The sequence below is a fragment of the Flavobacterium cerinum genome (assembly GCF_024496085.1).
GTDB classification, from domain to species: Bacteria; Bacteroidota; Bacteroidia; order Flavobacteriales; family Flavobacteriaceae; genus Flavobacterium; species Flavobacterium cerinum_A.
Window position 1 is genome coordinate 1,370,353 of the sequence record NZ_CP101751.1, and the last position, 16,910, is coordinate 1,387,262.

Here is a 16,910-nt window from a genome sequence, read left to right on the forward strand (position 1 = left end):
CTTTTTGAAAAATATTTTATTTCTGAGTGTCGCATCATCCATCATTTTTTTGAAGCTTATTACTTCAACATACATATTATATCCTCTTAAGAAACCGAAATAACCTTCATCATCAGGACTTTTAGTAAGAGAATGTAATTCCTCAGCAAACTCTCTTATTTTAGGAGTTAAATCACATACGACATAAGCCGAAACCGAACAAATCTCGAAACATTTTTTGGAAGATTTGGAAAAAATATTGAATATTTTCAATAGGTGATCACTTTGGACTTGACTAGAGTAACAACTATAATTTTACTTATACTCAATAGCTTCAAAATAAAGCTCAGGTAAAATTATTTTGATTTCCTGCGAAGTTCCTTCCTTAAGCCAGTATAATATGAAATTCACATTTGCACTTCTCAATTTATAGTGTTTTGATTCCATTTCCTCAATTTTCTTAATGAGTAACTTTGAAAATTTTAATACAGATTGCCCATTTGAGTTTAAGCATTCATCCCCCTTAACCCGTAACGATTCTCCACACGTTAATTGAGAGACTAAATCCTGTTTATTGATGAAATAGTCTAACCAGATATCTTTCAGGGTTGCATGCACGGCAATTTTATCAGGTGTGGTGTAAGTTTCAAAATCGTCTATTTGTTGAAGATTTTCCGAAACCAAATGATTGAGATAGCTAGCATTTAGGTGTATATTTAGATTCTGTTTTGCCCTTGTCATTGCTACATACAATTGTCGCTTAGCTTCATCTGTAGCTATATTAAAATTATCAAGTAAAAGGAATACACTATCAAACTCTTTACCCTTAGCTTTATGGATGGTTGATACAAAAATTGTTTCACCATTTTCATTATAAAAATCCTCCAGTTTAGATTCCCGGATCAAAACTTCTAAATCAGATTTGTACTTTTTGTAAGGATTAGTGGTTTCAAAATCTTTGATGATGTTCAGGCAGATCTCTATTTTATTGCTGTTACGGAAGGTGCTCTGTAGTTCTCGTTTAGCATTGTCCCAAACCTCATCACTGATTGTGTAAATATCAGCTCCCAAATCTACTTTATCCAGTAAAAATCGGACTTCAACAAGATTGTATAAACTAAAACCGTCATTAGATTGTATCAGTTTTGCCTTAATGCTATTCTTTAAAAGCAGTCCGGCAACTTTGATAGCCTCCTCGTTTGTTTTTGTGAGTACACACGTAGTTCCGAAAAGATCTGCGTTAGCCACATCGATTACAAGAGGCGTAATCAGATTGTTGCTTTGATATCTAACAATCTTGATTTTTCCATTATCAGTTTGATTAGCAATAACCGATGTTTCTTTTAATCGGTGTTGAATTTGTCGTACAAATTGATTTGAGAATGTAACTAGATTACTTTTACTACGATAATTTTCAACCAATTCATGTTTTACAGCCTTGTTGTCATAAATGAACTGTTCAAGATATTTAGAACTCGCACCCCTAAATTCATAAATATTTTGGTCATCATCTCCCACAGCAATAACCCTCATTTCTTCATTCTGCTCCATTAATGCGTTAATAAGAGCGAATTCGTCTGCATTCATATCCTGGGCTTCGTCAATCACTAAAACGGTCTTTGTGATTTTACTGGCCTCAACATCGCCATTTTTAATTCTTTCAACAGTAGTGTTTAAAATATCCGTCGATTTTTCTAAAGTACCTACCTTACCCAAAAGATCAAAACAATAAGAATGGAATGTTTTAATCTCAATAAAGTTTGCGGCATTGCCAATCAGCTTTAATAAACGCTTTTTAAATTCGGTAGCAGCAGCCCTAGAAAATGTCAGCATTAATAGCTGCTCATGCTTAACATCCTCCATCAACAGAAGCGAAGCCAGTTTATGCACCAATACCTTTGTTTTTCCACTGCCTGGACCAGCAGCAACAACTATATGCTGTGTTTCATTATCGTTAATAATTTTCAACTGTGTAGGGGATAGTTCACCGAATAGTTGCCTGAATTTTGCAGGGGTAATATTCCGCTTAATTTCATTTTGCCTACTTCCTTTAAAATACTTGTTTAAGAAAGAACTATAATTGAGTTGGAAATAATCTTCCACAAACTGAAGTGCATTTCTGTAATCGGTAATCATTCTTTGGGCATATTCTCCCACGATGTGAATTTGCTGGACTTTACTTTCGTAAAACTGACTAAGCTTTTGATAATCGTCTTTAGTGTACTGCTTTTTATTATTTTGTTCGGTTCGCTCAATAGTTAAGCGATTATACACGACAAGAAAACCACCCTCGATCTTTATTGCTTCAATTCGTGAAAGATAGAAAAGCGTATCTTCGATATCATCAATGCCTATTTCTTTTTTGAAAAGGCTGAAACTATTATCATAAGCAGCCTTTAGCTCATGTACTGAAAACTCCACCAAAATGTCATCTTTATCTTTCTGATCTTTTAGGGCTTCAGTGATGGTTTTATCATAAAAAAAATCAACGATAAATTTTGCAAGTTCATGCCGTTTTTCAAGCTTATCTTTTAGTTGTTCTTTACTTTGAAGGCAGTGTACAGCAATGTAATTTTTAGAATGTTCTAAATTTTTTCTTTTAATCCAGTTTTTAATAGACCAAAAGTTAATTACTGTTTTCAGCTTATTGATATTTACACCATCACATCCATTTTTTTCAGCCTCCTCGTTCAATTCTTTCAAATGAAAGATACTTTCTTCTTCTCTAAAAACCGGAAGTAAAAAGTTTTCAATTTTACTGTATGTCTTTACAATGGAAAGGGAGCGGTTTTTATTGTCTACTTTCTTTATAAATGCGGTCAGATCCTTGGCATCTGCCAAAATATTCTCCTCACGTAACAGGTTGATTACATTAATGACCTCTTCTTTTACAATACCCAAATGATCACTAATATAGTCTACCCTTGATTCGGTAGTTTCGTTATTGGTCTGCTTTCTACTTTTACTTGAAAAGAGTTTCTTTATAATACGTACGCCTTGCTCTTTTTGCTTTTCTTCAAATTTTTCTGAAGTATTTATCTTATCAATAGCTTCCTGGGCATTTTTAGATAAAATACTGTTAGCAAATACCCGCGGCATATTCTGCCCACGTTTAAGATATCCGGCATCTTCAAGAGCAGCAATGGCAGTAGTTACACGTGTTTCTATTTCTACCACATTATCATCCCAACCTGCTTTTCGGGCAATTTCCAATGCTGAATTGGATACTTTAGAGCGGAATCTAGTGATATCTTTTATCGCTTTCCACACCTGCTGGATTTCTTTTATGGAAAGTTTGGTTTGATTTAGCAGGATAAAGTGTTTACTGAGGTCTTCTGCATTAAAAAGCACAAAACAATCAGCTGAAATATTTTCATCTCTGCCTGCACGCCCTGCTTCCTGAACATAGTTTTCAAGTGAATCTGAGATTTCGTAATGAATGACTAAACCCACATCTTTTTTGTCTACCCCCATACCAAAGGCAGAAGTCGCCACCATAATTTGCGTTTCACCATTTAAAAAGGCATTCTGGTTTTCGGTCTTTTCCTGCTTATCCATTTTACCATGGTAGGGCTTTGCACTAAAACCATCATTTGCTAACCTTTCAGCTAGCAGATAAGCTTTTCGAGTTCTGGATACGTAAATAATAGTAGGGCAGTTTTTTTCTTCGATTAAATCTCGTGCGGTCAAATATTTTTCTTCTTCATTTTGCTTTTCAAACACCTTGTACTGAAGGTTAGTCCTTGACGCTTTTGAAGTGAAAACTTCAAGATCCAATGATAATTTTTCGCTAAAATAATCCCGTATGTCTTCAATTACCTTCTGTTTGGCTGTTGCTGTAAAGCACGATACCGGTATACCATCCTCAAGTTTTTTCTTTTCCTGAATTAATTTTATAAAATCGCCAATGTATAGATAGTCTACCCTGAAATCTTGTCCCCATGAGGAAAAACAGTGCGCTTCATCAATTACAAAACGGGCAACTTTCCTTCCTAAAATTAGCTTTTCGATAGTTCTTGACCGCAGTGATTCAGGAGAAATGTATAAAATAGAAGCAGAACCATCTTCAATCCTTTCAAACGACTTGGCTCTTTCAATAGGATCTAATAATCCGTTAATGGTAACAGCTTCAGTTATGCCATTCTTTTCGAGGTTGTCAACCTGATCTTTCATTAGAGATTGAAGCGGAGAAATTACAATAGTCAATCCTTTTGAACTTTCAGCCCTCATAAGTGCTGGAACCTGGAATGTAATCGATTTTCCGCCACCTGTTGGAAAAACAGCCAGTACCGACTTGTTATTCACAGCTGCCTTAACGGCTTTTTCCTGGAGCGGCTCACCGCCGTAAGTCCGATATGAATCAAAACCAAAGAATCTTTTCAATCCTTTATGGATGTCAAGGGCGTTATTACAGTAATTACAACCGGTTATGCAAGGTTTACTCCGTAACAATCGCATTATGCGTTCTACCTCAGGGAAGTTCTTTAAAACCCAAGGTGGTGTAATGGAGTGAACCGTTTTATGGGTTATAAATGAATTGACCAATGCCAGGCAATACGCCAGTTCAATAGGATGTTCAGCTATTATTTGGGTCAGATTTGCATCTTCACAAATTTCGTTACGAAACTTTAATCTAACCAGAGTTTCTGTATCAGTACTTATACTCCTGTAATTTATAAATTTAAAAAATGCACCAAATTCCTTTGTGGAATTTAAGAGAAGGAAGAAGATTTCTTTAAACGTTTCATCAATTTGCCAAAAAGCGGCAACCTCACTATTGAATAAATCCCGTGCCTTAATGGAATCGTTTAACGGGTTGTTTGTGTCTTCCGTTTGAAGTTTGTCATCCTTCAATAACGCATGGTAGGGTTTTGTCGGAAATAGTAAGGGAGATAGGTGCAGCGTATCAATTATGTTTTGAGGGTTAACACCGGCATCGTAAATTGTTTTACCTATATATTTTATATCGTGATTTAATATGTTATGCCCGCACACATAATCATCGCCTTTGAGGAACTGGACAAAATCCCCTAAAGATGCTTTATGGAATTGACTACCGTTTTGTTTAATTGCACCGATATCAAGTATTTTACCTTTGTTTGGTTCAATTTCGGTGTCAATAAATGTAATTAAACGTGTATTATTTTGTTCATCTATTAGCATTAAACTCAATAAAATTACGGTTTGGTTTGTCTATCTGCTTATAAATTCGCAAATATTTAATAGCGAGTATGATAGGGTGCTAATTTAATATTAAATTTCTAATTTAAAATATCTTTAAATTAAGTTGAGGTAATTCATCGCACCAAAACCACTCCAAAATCATATCACCTAATTATTGCAAACAAAAAAGATTGAGATAAATCACCTTTCTTTTAAGTGTACTTTAAATATTCGAAAGACTCGCATTAAACATGTGGAGTAAAAACAGCTGGTTATTGTTTATATGGAATTATTATCCAATTTTCCTTTTACTTGCCTTTCATATAAATCTTGAATCTCTCGATTGGGTTTACCACTCTTTTCCAATGAAATATTATTTTCAATCATAATTCTAATTGCTTGAATAATCTCATACCAAACAATACTTTTATCTGAAAAATCACTCACAGGCTTTCCTTTAAAAGGCATGGCAGAAAAACGTTGTAAATTTATAGGATTTCGTCTTGCCCAATCACAATACTCTAGAATGATAGGTACAATCTTTACTGAAGATTTATCACGATCATATCTTTCAATAGCAGGTTTTACTTCGTTATCCATTACGTACTTGGTACTTAGAAGATTAGTGCTTATCATAAAAAATATAATATCTGCATTATCAAACCTTGATTGTATCTCTTGATCCCATTCAACTCCTGTAATAAGATGTTCGCAGCACCATGGTTCTTCAATCAAATCCCAATCAACTAGTGATTGCAAATGTCTAATAAATAAATTCACCTGATCTATATCAAATTTAGAGTAGGATATTACTACTTTCTTCTTTTTAACAGGAGTATCAATAAATTCCATATAATCTTTCAGTTTAAAAAGTTTCTGATGTTGTTTTGATTTTAAAGGTTCTGACAATTTCTTTTCAGAAAATATATGCTTACCTATTTTGGCATTTTCTTCGAGCAATTCTTTTGAAATATATTCTTCACCATCTAATGTGACCATTTCTTCCAATTCGTAATCTTGATTGACCTCTCTAATGTAATTAATAACCTCATCTCTGAATCCTGATTCTTTATGATTAGTTAGATCATAAATATCAATACAAGCATTACCATTTGCATTCCCAAGATGAAACTTTATCATAACTATCTCTTCTGTAGTTGGATTTTTAATCACTAATCCATTTTTCCAATAATAATAAAGGTCATTATTTTTATCTAAAGGATATTGTGTACCGAATTTTTGAAATATATCAAGAATTACACTTTTATGAATGAACCCGTTATATTCGAATCTTCTAAAAGGAATTTGCTTTTTATTGAGAAACAAATTGACTTTCCCATCAGGCATGAGAGGTAAATAAAGTGGGGCAATAAATGTATCTGAGTAAGGATGCTTAAATATCATTCTAAACTCCTGCATCATTGTTAGTATATCATCAACCATTTCCTCTTTAGCTCCTAGAATATTTACTGCATAACTTTTATCAAACTTTCCTTTTTTGTCAGTAAGCTTTTCTAAAATTTTATGCATATTATCAATCAACCATTTTTTGTTGATGTAAACTTTCTCTTCAGAAGTTTTATCACTATAAAGTAACATTCCCACTTGATTTAGATATTTTACCAATCTTCGGCACTGATCTTCATCAATTGGATTTCTGAGAGTTTTATTACAATAGTCAAGAAACTCAATAAATGTTAGAATTGGTTTCTCATTATAAGTAGCAATATTTCTTTTAATTGGTTCGTAAAATCTTGGAAGAATGGCACCAATAATTTTCATATTATTAAGCATTTCATCAAATAAATTATCAAAATGCTTCAAGTTCCTTTGTGGATTCTTAATTGAAATATTTATTATGTCATAGATAAATGGATAATCAGTTTTCAATTGGTTATTATCCAAAAATATTGTTTTAGAAGCATCAGAAACTTTATTTTGTATTACTAATAATGAACTGTTATAAGTCACTTCTCGATCTAATTCGAATTCAAAATTATCTGCCTCAACATCTTTCGTATGAAATTTAACAGAATCCAACCAATACTTTAATGGATAGTCTTGAGTTTCAATTTCAACTTCTTCACCATCCTTAGATTTTTGGCATGTTTTTCTAAGTTCTAAATTATTGGTTTTATCATCCCAAAGAAGGAGATAAATTGTATTTGTTCCATACAATAAATGATGTGTGTCATGATAATAATCGTGTCCCCCAAAGTCAAATACATGGAGTAAACATTCCCCATCAATAGCCTTAATTGAGTATTTACTTTTTATCTCTTTCTCTGCCATCCAAAGAGTAGGTAAATGTTCAACCTCAAGATCTTTTTCTTTATCCAAATATTTTACCAAAGTAGATTTACCCACCTCGCTATTACCTACAAGAATGATTTTAATATCTTTGTTTTTATAACTTCCTCTATCTTTAATATCCTGTAATACACCAAGGACAGCTTTCTGTCCTAAATTTACCACTTCCATAGGAGGATGTTCCAATGGATTTTTAGCTATATTCACAGTATTAACTTCCCACTTGTCATTGATTATTCCAATTCTTTCTATAATGTTCTTTATAGGACTAAGATCTTTAATGGAATTATGGTGCAAATCTAATGTTTGAATATTCTGAAGAATACTTAAAAGCTCAACTCTAGTTATTTCATTATTACTAAGATTTAGCTCTTTTAGATTCTGTAAGTTGTTTAACGATTCAAGTTTCGAAATTTCATTGTTATTCAAATGGGCAAATGTTAATGAATCTAACTTATTAAGCCCTGTCAAACTTTTTAGTTGGTTATTACTTATGTTTAATTGTTCCAGTTTTTTAAGTTTTGTAATCGAAGCCAACGTTGAAATTCCCCATCTATTCCATTTCTTATTTTTAAAGATATTCCAATCTCCGCCACAAATCAAGATTCTTAATTCCGACAACTGGCTAATAGTTTCAGGAATAACACTAATGTTATTTGGGGTTCCTTTATTCTTACTTGTTTCACGTTGCCAAGTTTCATCTTTATATACAGCCCACTCGTTACTTAATATCAACTCTTCTAGATGTGTACATTCAAATAGTTCTGGAATAATAGTTAAATCATTTAATCCACAATTTCCAATATCAAGTTTTTTTGATTTAGTTTTTAAGCACTCTTCAATCAACAAACTTACTCTTGATAAATCTGTAAAATCGCCTTGTTCTTCAAATAGGGAATCTTTATCCTTTGTTATAGATGTATTCCAAATTGGTTTTATAAAAGGGAGATAAAGAACACGACTACAAAGAGCTCCAAAATTTTCAGGGTTTTGAGATTTTATTCCTAGTTGTCTAAAAAAACTTAATACCAATTGCTCAAATCCCTCATTATAATTTTTGTCTGGAAAAACATTCTCAAACACTTTTTTTCTATGCCTTTCTGAAAGCATAGTAAAGTTACTACTAGGAGACTTTAAGTAGATAAGTGCATTCTTAATACTTGAACTTACAGCGTTTAGATTGTTAGTCTGTTTATATTTAATTAAATTTATGAACCAGTTGTTTTGACGAACTGCTGCCCGAGCCAAAATTCTTTTATCCGGGTATTTGTTCCATATGTTTTTGTGATATGCATTATAGTCGATGTAAGCAACTAATTCTCCACAAAGTGTAGTGAATTTAAATTGCTCTGCAGATAAATTGGAATTGATAAACTCTTTAAAAGTTATTCCAGATGTTTCAAACTGTTCAGATAAATTTTTATAAAAATTTTCATCTAAACTTTCGTATTCAAGATACTCATTAAACTTTTCTACAGCTAACTTATAATAAAACTCTTTATCATACTGAATTCTTTCAATAAATTCGTTTATACGAATATTTGGAAGTTCAGCTTCAATTACCAATTGACCACTAGGCGTATCTATATCTAATATCTGATTCTTTATTGAATAATGTACCTCTTCATCCGGAGTACAAAAAGTTAATCGAATACCTCCTACATTTTTATTTTCATAAAATGCAGAACGCATAATATTCAAGCTTAGATGCGGCTGAAGTTTACCCGCCCCTGTTCCTAATATTGGAGTAGCTATTTCCCTAATACCTTCTAATTCTATTACTTTTTCTGCAAGTCTTTTACCTATCAATCTGATTGCATAATAAGCACTATCATACCCATCGACTGTACAAACAAAAGCTATGAATTTATTCTTTGATTTCTTGGGTAATATTTTAATATCTCCAAGTTCATAATCTTTATCTTTCCAAAGATCCGTTGGAATATCTAATTCATCCAAACCACTTCTAAAAGAATTAGATATCGTACCGGCTGTAGAGATTGGTATTAACAATAAATCACAATCGACATCAAAAATATTATCGTTTAAAAAATCATTCATGCAAAACGTTTTGTTGTTCTAATTCAACGAATCCTTTATCGTTCTAAAATTGGCTAAAGCACTTTCAATGTTCTCAATGATATCTTCAATCAGTACTTCTGGATCTGGAAGATTGTCCAAATCAATTAGATTATCATCTTTAAGCCAGAAAACATCAAGGTTTGTTTTATCCCTTTCAATAATTTCTCCATAAGAATATTTACGCCAACGACCACTAGAATTATCAGCAGACCAAGATTCTTCTCGTTCATTCTCTGAGCCTATTTTATAATTCTCTATAAAATCTGCCAGATGCTTAAATGTTATTGGATTATTTTTTGGAGTATGATGAATGTTTGTACGATAATCATAAAACCAAATTTCTTTGGTTCCTATCTCCTTAGATGGGTTCTTTTTCTCAAAAAACAAAACATTAGATTTGACTCCTTGTGCATAAAATATTCCTGTAGGCAATCTTAAAATGGTATGTAAATTTGTTTCTTCAAGTAGTTTTTTACGAATAATTTCACCAGCCCCACCTTCAAACAAAACATTATCAGGAAGGACTACTGCGGCTCTTCCGTCTTTTTCTAACATAGATACTATGTGTTGTAAAAAAGCTAATTGTTTATTGCTTGTAGTAACCCAAAAATCCTTACGTAAAAAATAGCCATCTTTTTTTGCCTGATTTTCGTCTATTGTCGGTATATCACTACTACTTTTTCCAAAAGGTGGATTCGCCAATACGATTTTTACTTTGGGAACTTCTTTATTTACCTTTTGAGGATTTAAGCTATCTGACACCTGTATATCTGGTGTCTTTTGTAAATCTCCGATTCCATGTAAATACAAATTCATTAAACATAACCTTGCAGTAGCTTTTTCGATTTCCCATCCATGAAACGTATCAAACTTTAAGAAATTTTCCTGATCTTCAGTGAGCTTGTTATACTTATGAATATGATTTAATGCTCCTAAAAAAAAGCCACCCGTGCCACATGATGGATCTGCAATGGTTTCATCAGGAATTGGATTGATACACTCCACCATGGCCTGAATTACAGGTCTCGGCGTAAAATACTGACCAGCTCCACTATTTTCAGCATTTTTCTGCAATAAGGTTTCATAAATTTCCCCCTTGATATCAGAATCCGTAGAAGACCAATTATCTTCATCAATAAGCTGAAGTAATCTTTTCAACTTAACAGAATCATGTATTTTATTCTGAGCACTAGCGAATATCTTTTCAAGCATTCCGCCTGACTCTGCCAGCGTTTTTAATATTTGCTCATATTGTTCTAGAAGTGCCCCGCCTGAATTAGAAACCAATGCTTTCCAATTACAGATATCAGGCAAATTATATTTACTCTTGTTTTCATCTGCCATTTTTAGAAATAGCAAATAAGTCAATTGTTCCAAATAGTCATTGTATCCTAAGCCGTCATCACGAAGTGTATCACAATATGACCATATTTTTTGTGCTATATTATTCATAGTTAATTAGTTATTTTGATATAACCTCATATAATCCTTCCAACCATTTATAATCTTGCCTCTTATGTCTCACATAAGCAAACACAACAGAAGAATAAGGTTTGTTGTGTCTAGACATATTGAATATTGTATTGTAACACTGCTCTATATATGTTTCGCGTAGCTTTTGAGGTATTGCCTTGTTTTTATAATAATTATGTGCTATCTCTATTTCATTTTTACAAGCTTCCCAGATTTCTTTTCTCTTCTGAATTAATGGCGTATGGTTCAATCCATAAAAATAAATTGAAAGAGATGCTCGTTTAAAATTGAAATCATCGTCATCGGGATCAGCATTTTCTATTGCATCTCCATTTTCGTCAAAAGATATATATTGAGTATCTCTAGGAACAATAGGGTCAAGCAAATATGTCGTTTCACAACCACAATGATTGTCATAAGGAACAGCTATGACTCCTCCATTATCTAAATCAAGAGGGAAAAAATTACCTTTTCCATATGGTTTCCCATCAATTTTAAAACGATCACGCCTAACCTTGTTAACAAGAGTCCCCGCTAACCTAAAGTTTTTCCAATAATAAGAGAGCCACCAATAACCGTCACTTCTAATGATTTTCCCATCTTCGCTTTTCGCTTTTAATTTTGGTCTATAATGCTCTATCTCCCATTCACTAGAATTTGCTGGAGATTCTGAATACCAACATTTTCCATGAGATAAATTAGATAATGCAGGATATAGTCTTGCCCAATGGTTATGTCTATTTAAATATTTCCTTCTAGCAGAATGTGACATTTTCTTAAGTTTTTCTAAATGTATCTCTGCTTCTTTTTCCCATTTAGAAAACGCCCCATTCCCATGAATTTTATCATATTCAACGGATAAACTATTGATATCAATTGTTCTCATTTGGAAATCGCTCTTTTGTTAATTTTTCAATTATGGCATCACTAAGCTTTTTTAGTTCAATTTCTTCATCCTCCGTAAATTCGACTTTTTGAAAGAGTGGGTTCTCTGATATAGATTCAAGATATCGAGTATACCAAGGATCATAAGTTGAATCGTTAAATCCGGAATCTTCTATCTCTTTCTGGATTTGATTATATTCATTCATTTCATCATCACTTGCTTTTCCATTTTCTATTTTAAATAGCAGGTATCTTTTTCTATTTAATTTCAATTGCATATACTTACTAAGAACCGAAGGAAGACCAAATAATTCACTTCGTAAAATACTTACAATATCCATTGAACGAGGATCAATTGAAGGCACTTCTATTTCTAAACCATTTTCTGATAACCTAAAGATTCTAACCTCTTCTTTCTTTAAACTACCTATGACAAGTGGATCGTGCGTATTAAGTATAATTTGGGTACTCGCTGGTCTATCTACTACTTTATCTAAAAACTCTAAATATCTCCATTTCCAAAGAGGATTTAAATGGGTATCTGGTTCATCAAGTAAAATCAATGAATCTTCATCTTTTGTAAATTTCAACAGTCCAAGTACAGTTAGTAATTGTTGTTCTCCTTCACTTAGTTCTTTAAATGTAATACTGCCATTTACATTTTTCTTTTTTACTTTAATCCGAACTTCTGATATAAGTTTAGATATATAAGTGCTTTCTAATGCTTTAAACAAAGCCGTATTGCTTGTATAAGTGTTGGCTAGTTCTTTTAATTTATCCTTTCCCTTCAGGAACAAATATAATTGTTCTTGTGGATCATAATCATCGAAATCTATGCGTACATCTTGGTGATGGTAAATAGGAGCTAGTGATAAATCCCATAATTTATCAAGAAATGGTCTCACTAAGCCTTTGGCTGTCCAAAAAATATCGTCGGGATTTTCTTTTATCCTATTTTTTGCCCATGCTGGCATTTTAAGTACAAAAAGAATTGATTCTATGTCTTCAATATGAAGAACATTTCTAAGGAACTCAATACTATCTTCTTCTTCATGTGTAAAATATGCCAACAATACAAAGTAAGAATGTACAAGCTGTACATAAAAAAGCTTTCTAAGTGTATCTAATTCTTCTTCTTTAAAATCGTCATTGATTATTTTATCATAAAATTTTTTCTGATGATCCCAAAAGTGCTCTTTTAATTTATTGCTTAACCCAGAGTAATAAGTGAAAACATATTTAGGTTGAAAATCAGTCTTCCCTGTGTTGGAAAAAAAAGATTTAAAGGTTTGCTTTTCATTATCTACCAAGATTTTATAATTTCCTTCATCGCATGTAATATCCACTTTACTTCCTTTGATCTTATAAATGATATTATAATCAAAACTTGGTGCTTCCCTTTTTGTCTCGGTGCTTAGGTCAAGGTATTTGAAGATGAGAACCAATGCTTCTATAAAGTTTGATTTACCAGAAGCATTCTGCCCCAGTAAAACGGTTTTCATTTCCTTTTCGTCAAGGTCTATAGTGAACTCTTTTAAGTTCTTATAATTCTTTATGTAGACTTTGTCAATTCTCATTTTTTATCTGCTAATTTTAAAAATGCTACTTTGCCTTTTCGAGGCTTTTCTTCTATAACTAAGCCCTCATCTATATTCTTTTTTAATTCTGCATAGAACCCATCTATATCATCCTTCTTATCAGACAATGACCATAGTTCACTAGCTGATACGGATTCTTTTCTTTCATTCAATATTTGTAGAATATTTTTAGGAGTGTCTGGCATAGCTTTAATTTTTGGAGTACTGTTTTTCTCTTCTTTTAATTGATTTACGTACGTTTCTTTTTCCTTTTGAATTCGTTCGATATATAACTTAAGATTTTCAGAATTAAGGTCATTATCAACTAGTTTTCCTTTAAAACTCTTAACTAACATGGACTGTCGGAGGTTATCCGCTTTTAATAAAGAACTTGTAACACTTTCGTACAGTTTATCACAAATTGATATTTTCTGTTCTATATATTTGACAATATCCTTTTGAGTGCTAATATTGGGAAGAGGTATAGGTAATTCTCTAATTTGAGAATAATTGAGTCCTTGCCTTGTGGCTCCAGTCTGAACAGACATTATAATGTCTTGAGCTTTAGGTGAATTAAGATATAAAGATAGATATTTATAGTATACCTTTTGGGGATCTGGACGGAGAATACATACGTGTTGATTTACATTTGCTTCTTTAAAACTTTCCGGAACAAATGCACATCTTCCTATTGAAGCCCCTGTAATATTTAGTAAAACATCAAATGGTTTAACATGCGTACGTTTCATTTTTTCATGTGTTGACAAAGTTATATATGCAGCATCATTGATGTCTAATTTATTTCTATGTACATTTTGGCTTCTTATAAAGATAATACCACTATCTTTATAAACTTTCTTCCCTCCCTTAGGAGTAATCCCACTTCCAATAAAAACTAGTATTTCCTCTAGCTTCTTAACAAATGAAGAATTTGTCCCTAGAAATGCATTTTGTAATACCAATTGCTTGTAAGCGTCTATCTGATCTATTGTAGCCCTTAGCTGTTGTTGACTCTTTTCAAGAGAACTAAATAATTCTTCTAACTTTAGAGTGATTCTGTTTTGTTCATTTAATGAAGGTAACTCTATTATTTGTTCGTAAACATTATCTCTGTTTAATCCGGGGATTGTTGTTGATTTATCAAGCTTTGAAAGGTTTAAAAATTTCAGAATAAAAAAAATGAACTTAAAATTTAAGGACGGTGCTGGCTTAATGTAATAGGTTGTGTCAATTGGCCAACAGTTTTCATTTGAAATGTGCACTGAGCCTACAGAACCTTTTCTCCCGATAATTATCACAGGTCCTTTAACTAAAAAATCATTGTGGTAACCAATTATTCCATTTGAACCAAAAATGGGGTATTTACCATCCTGACGACTATTCTTAGGAAGACTTTTTCCATACTCAAGTATTAAAATATCTCCTAAAGAAACATTTATCCAACCTTCTGGCAAATTATATTTTTCTTGTTGTTCTTTCATTTTAAATCTTTTCCAAAAGATTTGCTTCTAATTATTAACACTCTTATACCAATAGAAAAAAGCTTCCGGATTGGTTTTTTTTAATTTGTTTAACTTATTGTAGGTTGGATCTTCAATCAACCAATCTTTGATTTCCAGCGGATTTTTAAAACGTTCAATTCCCTGATTTTCTTTATTCAACAATGAAGTCAGATAGGCAACTTTAGCTGACGCTGTTATGGCTTCTTCTATTGAAAATCGATCGATAATGAAATTCGTAAAATTCTTAATGCCTAATTGCAAGTGTTTAAACTCATCAGATTTCATATCCCTTTCTGCCAATGTATAACAAGCCAGCCAAGTGTCTTTTAGGACATCGCTAGCATTCATATTTAATTTTCGATAGCCGATTTCTTCCTGCACCACTCTCGAAAAACTTTCTTTGACTACGTTAAGGTCAGTTATTTGGTCGAACAAAAAGCCAATATCATACAACTGTTTAATGATTTCGACAGGACGATTTTTTGAATACAATATGCCTGTGGTTTTCGGAGCGAAAGCCGTGAGCTTATCTCCCAAAATAGCCTCAAACGTTGGCAATACAACTATCGTATCTTTTCCCGACGTGGCTAACCAATTATGATTTATTGGATATTCTTTTGTTTCAGGGTATGGATTGGACGTGTATAATAAATCCAATAGTATCGGTTCTTCATGACCATCTACCTCACTTTTGTAAAATATCTTGAAATGTCCGATAGGTGCATCAGGGGTATGTTTTCGATCGTTGTCATCTTCCCAACGGATAAACATTTCTAATTGGCTAATCGTCTCTAAAATCTTCTTGATTTTATCTCCCGGTTCTTCTGTAATGATGTCAATATCTATCGAGAACCGTTTAGGTGTTTCCGTTGCTAAAAGTAGAGCCGTTCCGCCTTTAAACACAAAGTTCAGATTATTCAATTGCAGTTGCTCCAAAAGTGTTAAAGCGTATATTACCTTTTCAATCAGCTTTAGGTCAATGCGCTTTCCCAACTTATTTCGTAAGTCGGTAATCCATTCAATTGTATATGATTTTGGATCTATCATGTTTTATATTATTGGCACAAATAAAATTATTTTGCCAAACTTATATTTATTAGTTCGTCAATTTCAGCTTCTCTATTTCTTCGGACGGCATATCTACGCATCTTTAACTCATTTAAAGTGTATTTCTGCATTACACTCCGCATAATAAATTCCTTTTCATTTTGTTGTGCCGAGAAAAGTGCTATATCAATCAACATATCCACCAATAACTTTTCCAATGCAGGAATACTAATTTTATCTTTTTCTATCAAAGGAGACTCCGAAACCATATTCTTCACAATAAGAACTTCATCTTGATTATGAATATAACGGTCAAATATTTCCTCATCAGGATTAAAAAAAACGTTTTTATTGATTTCTGTCAGAAAAGTAAATATAGATTCAGACGCATCTTTTTCTACTTCTATAACAACATAATGTTTAAATGGCTGGTGACGCATAAAATCATTCAACCACACCGTATCCCAAATGCAAAAGGTGATGTAAGGAAATTCACGTTTTACCTTATTAAATACTCTCTTTAAATTGTTTGAAATATTGGGTTGAAAAGGGATGTGGCTATCCATCTCATAAATACCTCTGGAAGGAGCATTGATAATTCCCTCTTTTTTTAGTTTAGACAGATACATATTGATCGTGTTATCAGACCAGGATGGAAAATCCTTTTTTATTGATCCCACAAGCTTTTGCTTGGAAAGTCTTTCACTTTCTTCAAAATAACGACTAATATGTTTTTCTAACGTTTCTGCCAAAATTCTTATTTATAGTAAATGTAGTATTAATTTATATAAGTTTGGCATAAAAAATAATTTTTGTCAAACTTATATCTAATTAGAGGTAATGAGATAAAGTATAGACAATTTTAGACATGACGATGTAAATTATGTGTTAG

Annotated in this window: 8 protein-coding genes; all 8 read right to left on the reverse strand. The window is 32.5% G+C overall.

Going from position 1 to position 16,910, the window contains the following annotated elements:
* Positions 1-294: 294 nt before the first annotated feature.
* Complete coding sequence (locus tag NOX80_RS06075; RefSeq protein ID WP_256552989.1) at positions 295-5,142, reverse strand: RecQ family ATP-dependent DNA helicase; 4,848 nt, start codon at positions 5,140-5,142, stop codon at positions 295-297.
* Between the two features lie 279 nt (positions 5,143-5,421).
* Entirely contained in the window at positions 5,422-9,513 is a 4,092-nt protein-coding gene (locus tag NOX80_RS06080) for a COR domain-containing protein (protein WP_256552419.1), read from the reverse strand.
* A gap of 18 nt (positions 9,514-9,531) precedes the next feature.
* Positions 9,532-10,986, reverse strand: a complete 1,455-nt coding sequence (locus NOX80_RS06085) for a class I SAM-dependent DNA methyltransferase (RefSeq protein ID WP_256552420.1) — start codon at positions 10,984-10,986, stop codon at positions 9,532-9,534.
* Positions 10,987-10,996: 10 nt separating this feature from the next.
* Positions 10,997-11,893: a hypothetical protein gene (locus tag NOX80_RS06090; RefSeq protein WP_256552421.1), complete on the reverse strand. Its 897-nt coding sequence runs from the start codon at positions 11,891-11,893 to the stop codon at positions 10,997-10,999.
* Positions 11,880-13,469: an AAA family ATPase gene (locus NOX80_RS06095; RefSeq protein ID WP_256552422.1), complete on the reverse strand. Its 1,590-nt coding sequence runs from the start codon at positions 13,467-13,469 to the stop codon at positions 11,880-11,882. The genes NOX80_RS06090 and NOX80_RS06095 overlap by 14 nt, the downstream gene beginning before the upstream one ends.
* A complete protein-coding gene (locus tag NOX80_RS06100) occupies positions 13,466-14,950 on the reverse strand; it encodes a restriction endonuclease subunit S (protein ID WP_256552423.1) in 1,485 nt (494 codons plus the stop codon). The genes NOX80_RS06095 and NOX80_RS06100 overlap by 4 nt, the downstream gene beginning before the upstream one ends.
* 27 nt (positions 14,951-14,977) lie before the next feature.
* The gene (locus NOX80_RS06105) at positions 14,978-16,018 is read right to left on the reverse strand and encodes a nucleotidyl transferase AbiEii/AbiGii toxin family protein (RefSeq protein ID WP_256552424.1); all 1,041 of its coding nucleotides are present in this window, start codon (positions 16,016-16,018) and stop codon (positions 14,978-14,980) included.
* 26 nt (positions 16,019-16,044) lie between these two features.
* A complete protein-coding gene (locus NOX80_RS06110; RefSeq protein WP_256552425.1) occupies positions 16,045-16,770 on the reverse strand; it encodes a DUF6577 family protein in 726 nt (241 codons plus the stop codon).
* Positions 16,771-16,910 lie beyond the last annotated feature (140 nt).

Excerpts from the sequence above, each read along its gene's own strand:
- NOX80_RS06075 (WP_256552989.1), bottom strand. The coding sequence starts at position 5,142 with ATGCTAATAGATGAACAAAATAATACACGTTTAATTACATTTATTGAC.
- NOX80_RS06080 (WP_256552419.1), bottom strand. The coding sequence starts at position 9,513 with ATGAATGATTTTTTAAACGATAATATTTTTGATGTCGATTGTGATTTA.
- NOX80_RS06085 (WP_256552420.1), bottom strand. The coding sequence starts at position 10,986 with ATGAATAATATAGCACAAAAAATATGGTCATATTGTGATACACTTCGT.
- NOX80_RS06090 (WP_256552421.1), bottom strand. The coding sequence starts at position 11,893 with ATGAGAACAATTGATATCAATAGTTTATCCGTTGAATATGATAAAATT.
- NOX80_RS06095 (WP_256552422.1), bottom strand. The coding sequence starts at position 13,469 with ATGAGAATTGACAAAGTCTACATAAAGAATTATAAGAACTTAAAAGAG.
- NOX80_RS06100 (WP_256552423.1), bottom strand. The coding sequence starts at position 14,950 with ATGAAAGAACAACAAGAAAAATATAATTTGCCAGAAGGTTGGATAAAT.
- NOX80_RS06105 (WP_256552424.1), bottom strand. The coding sequence starts at position 16,018 with ATGATAGATCCAAAATCATATACAATTGAATGGATTACCGACTTACGA.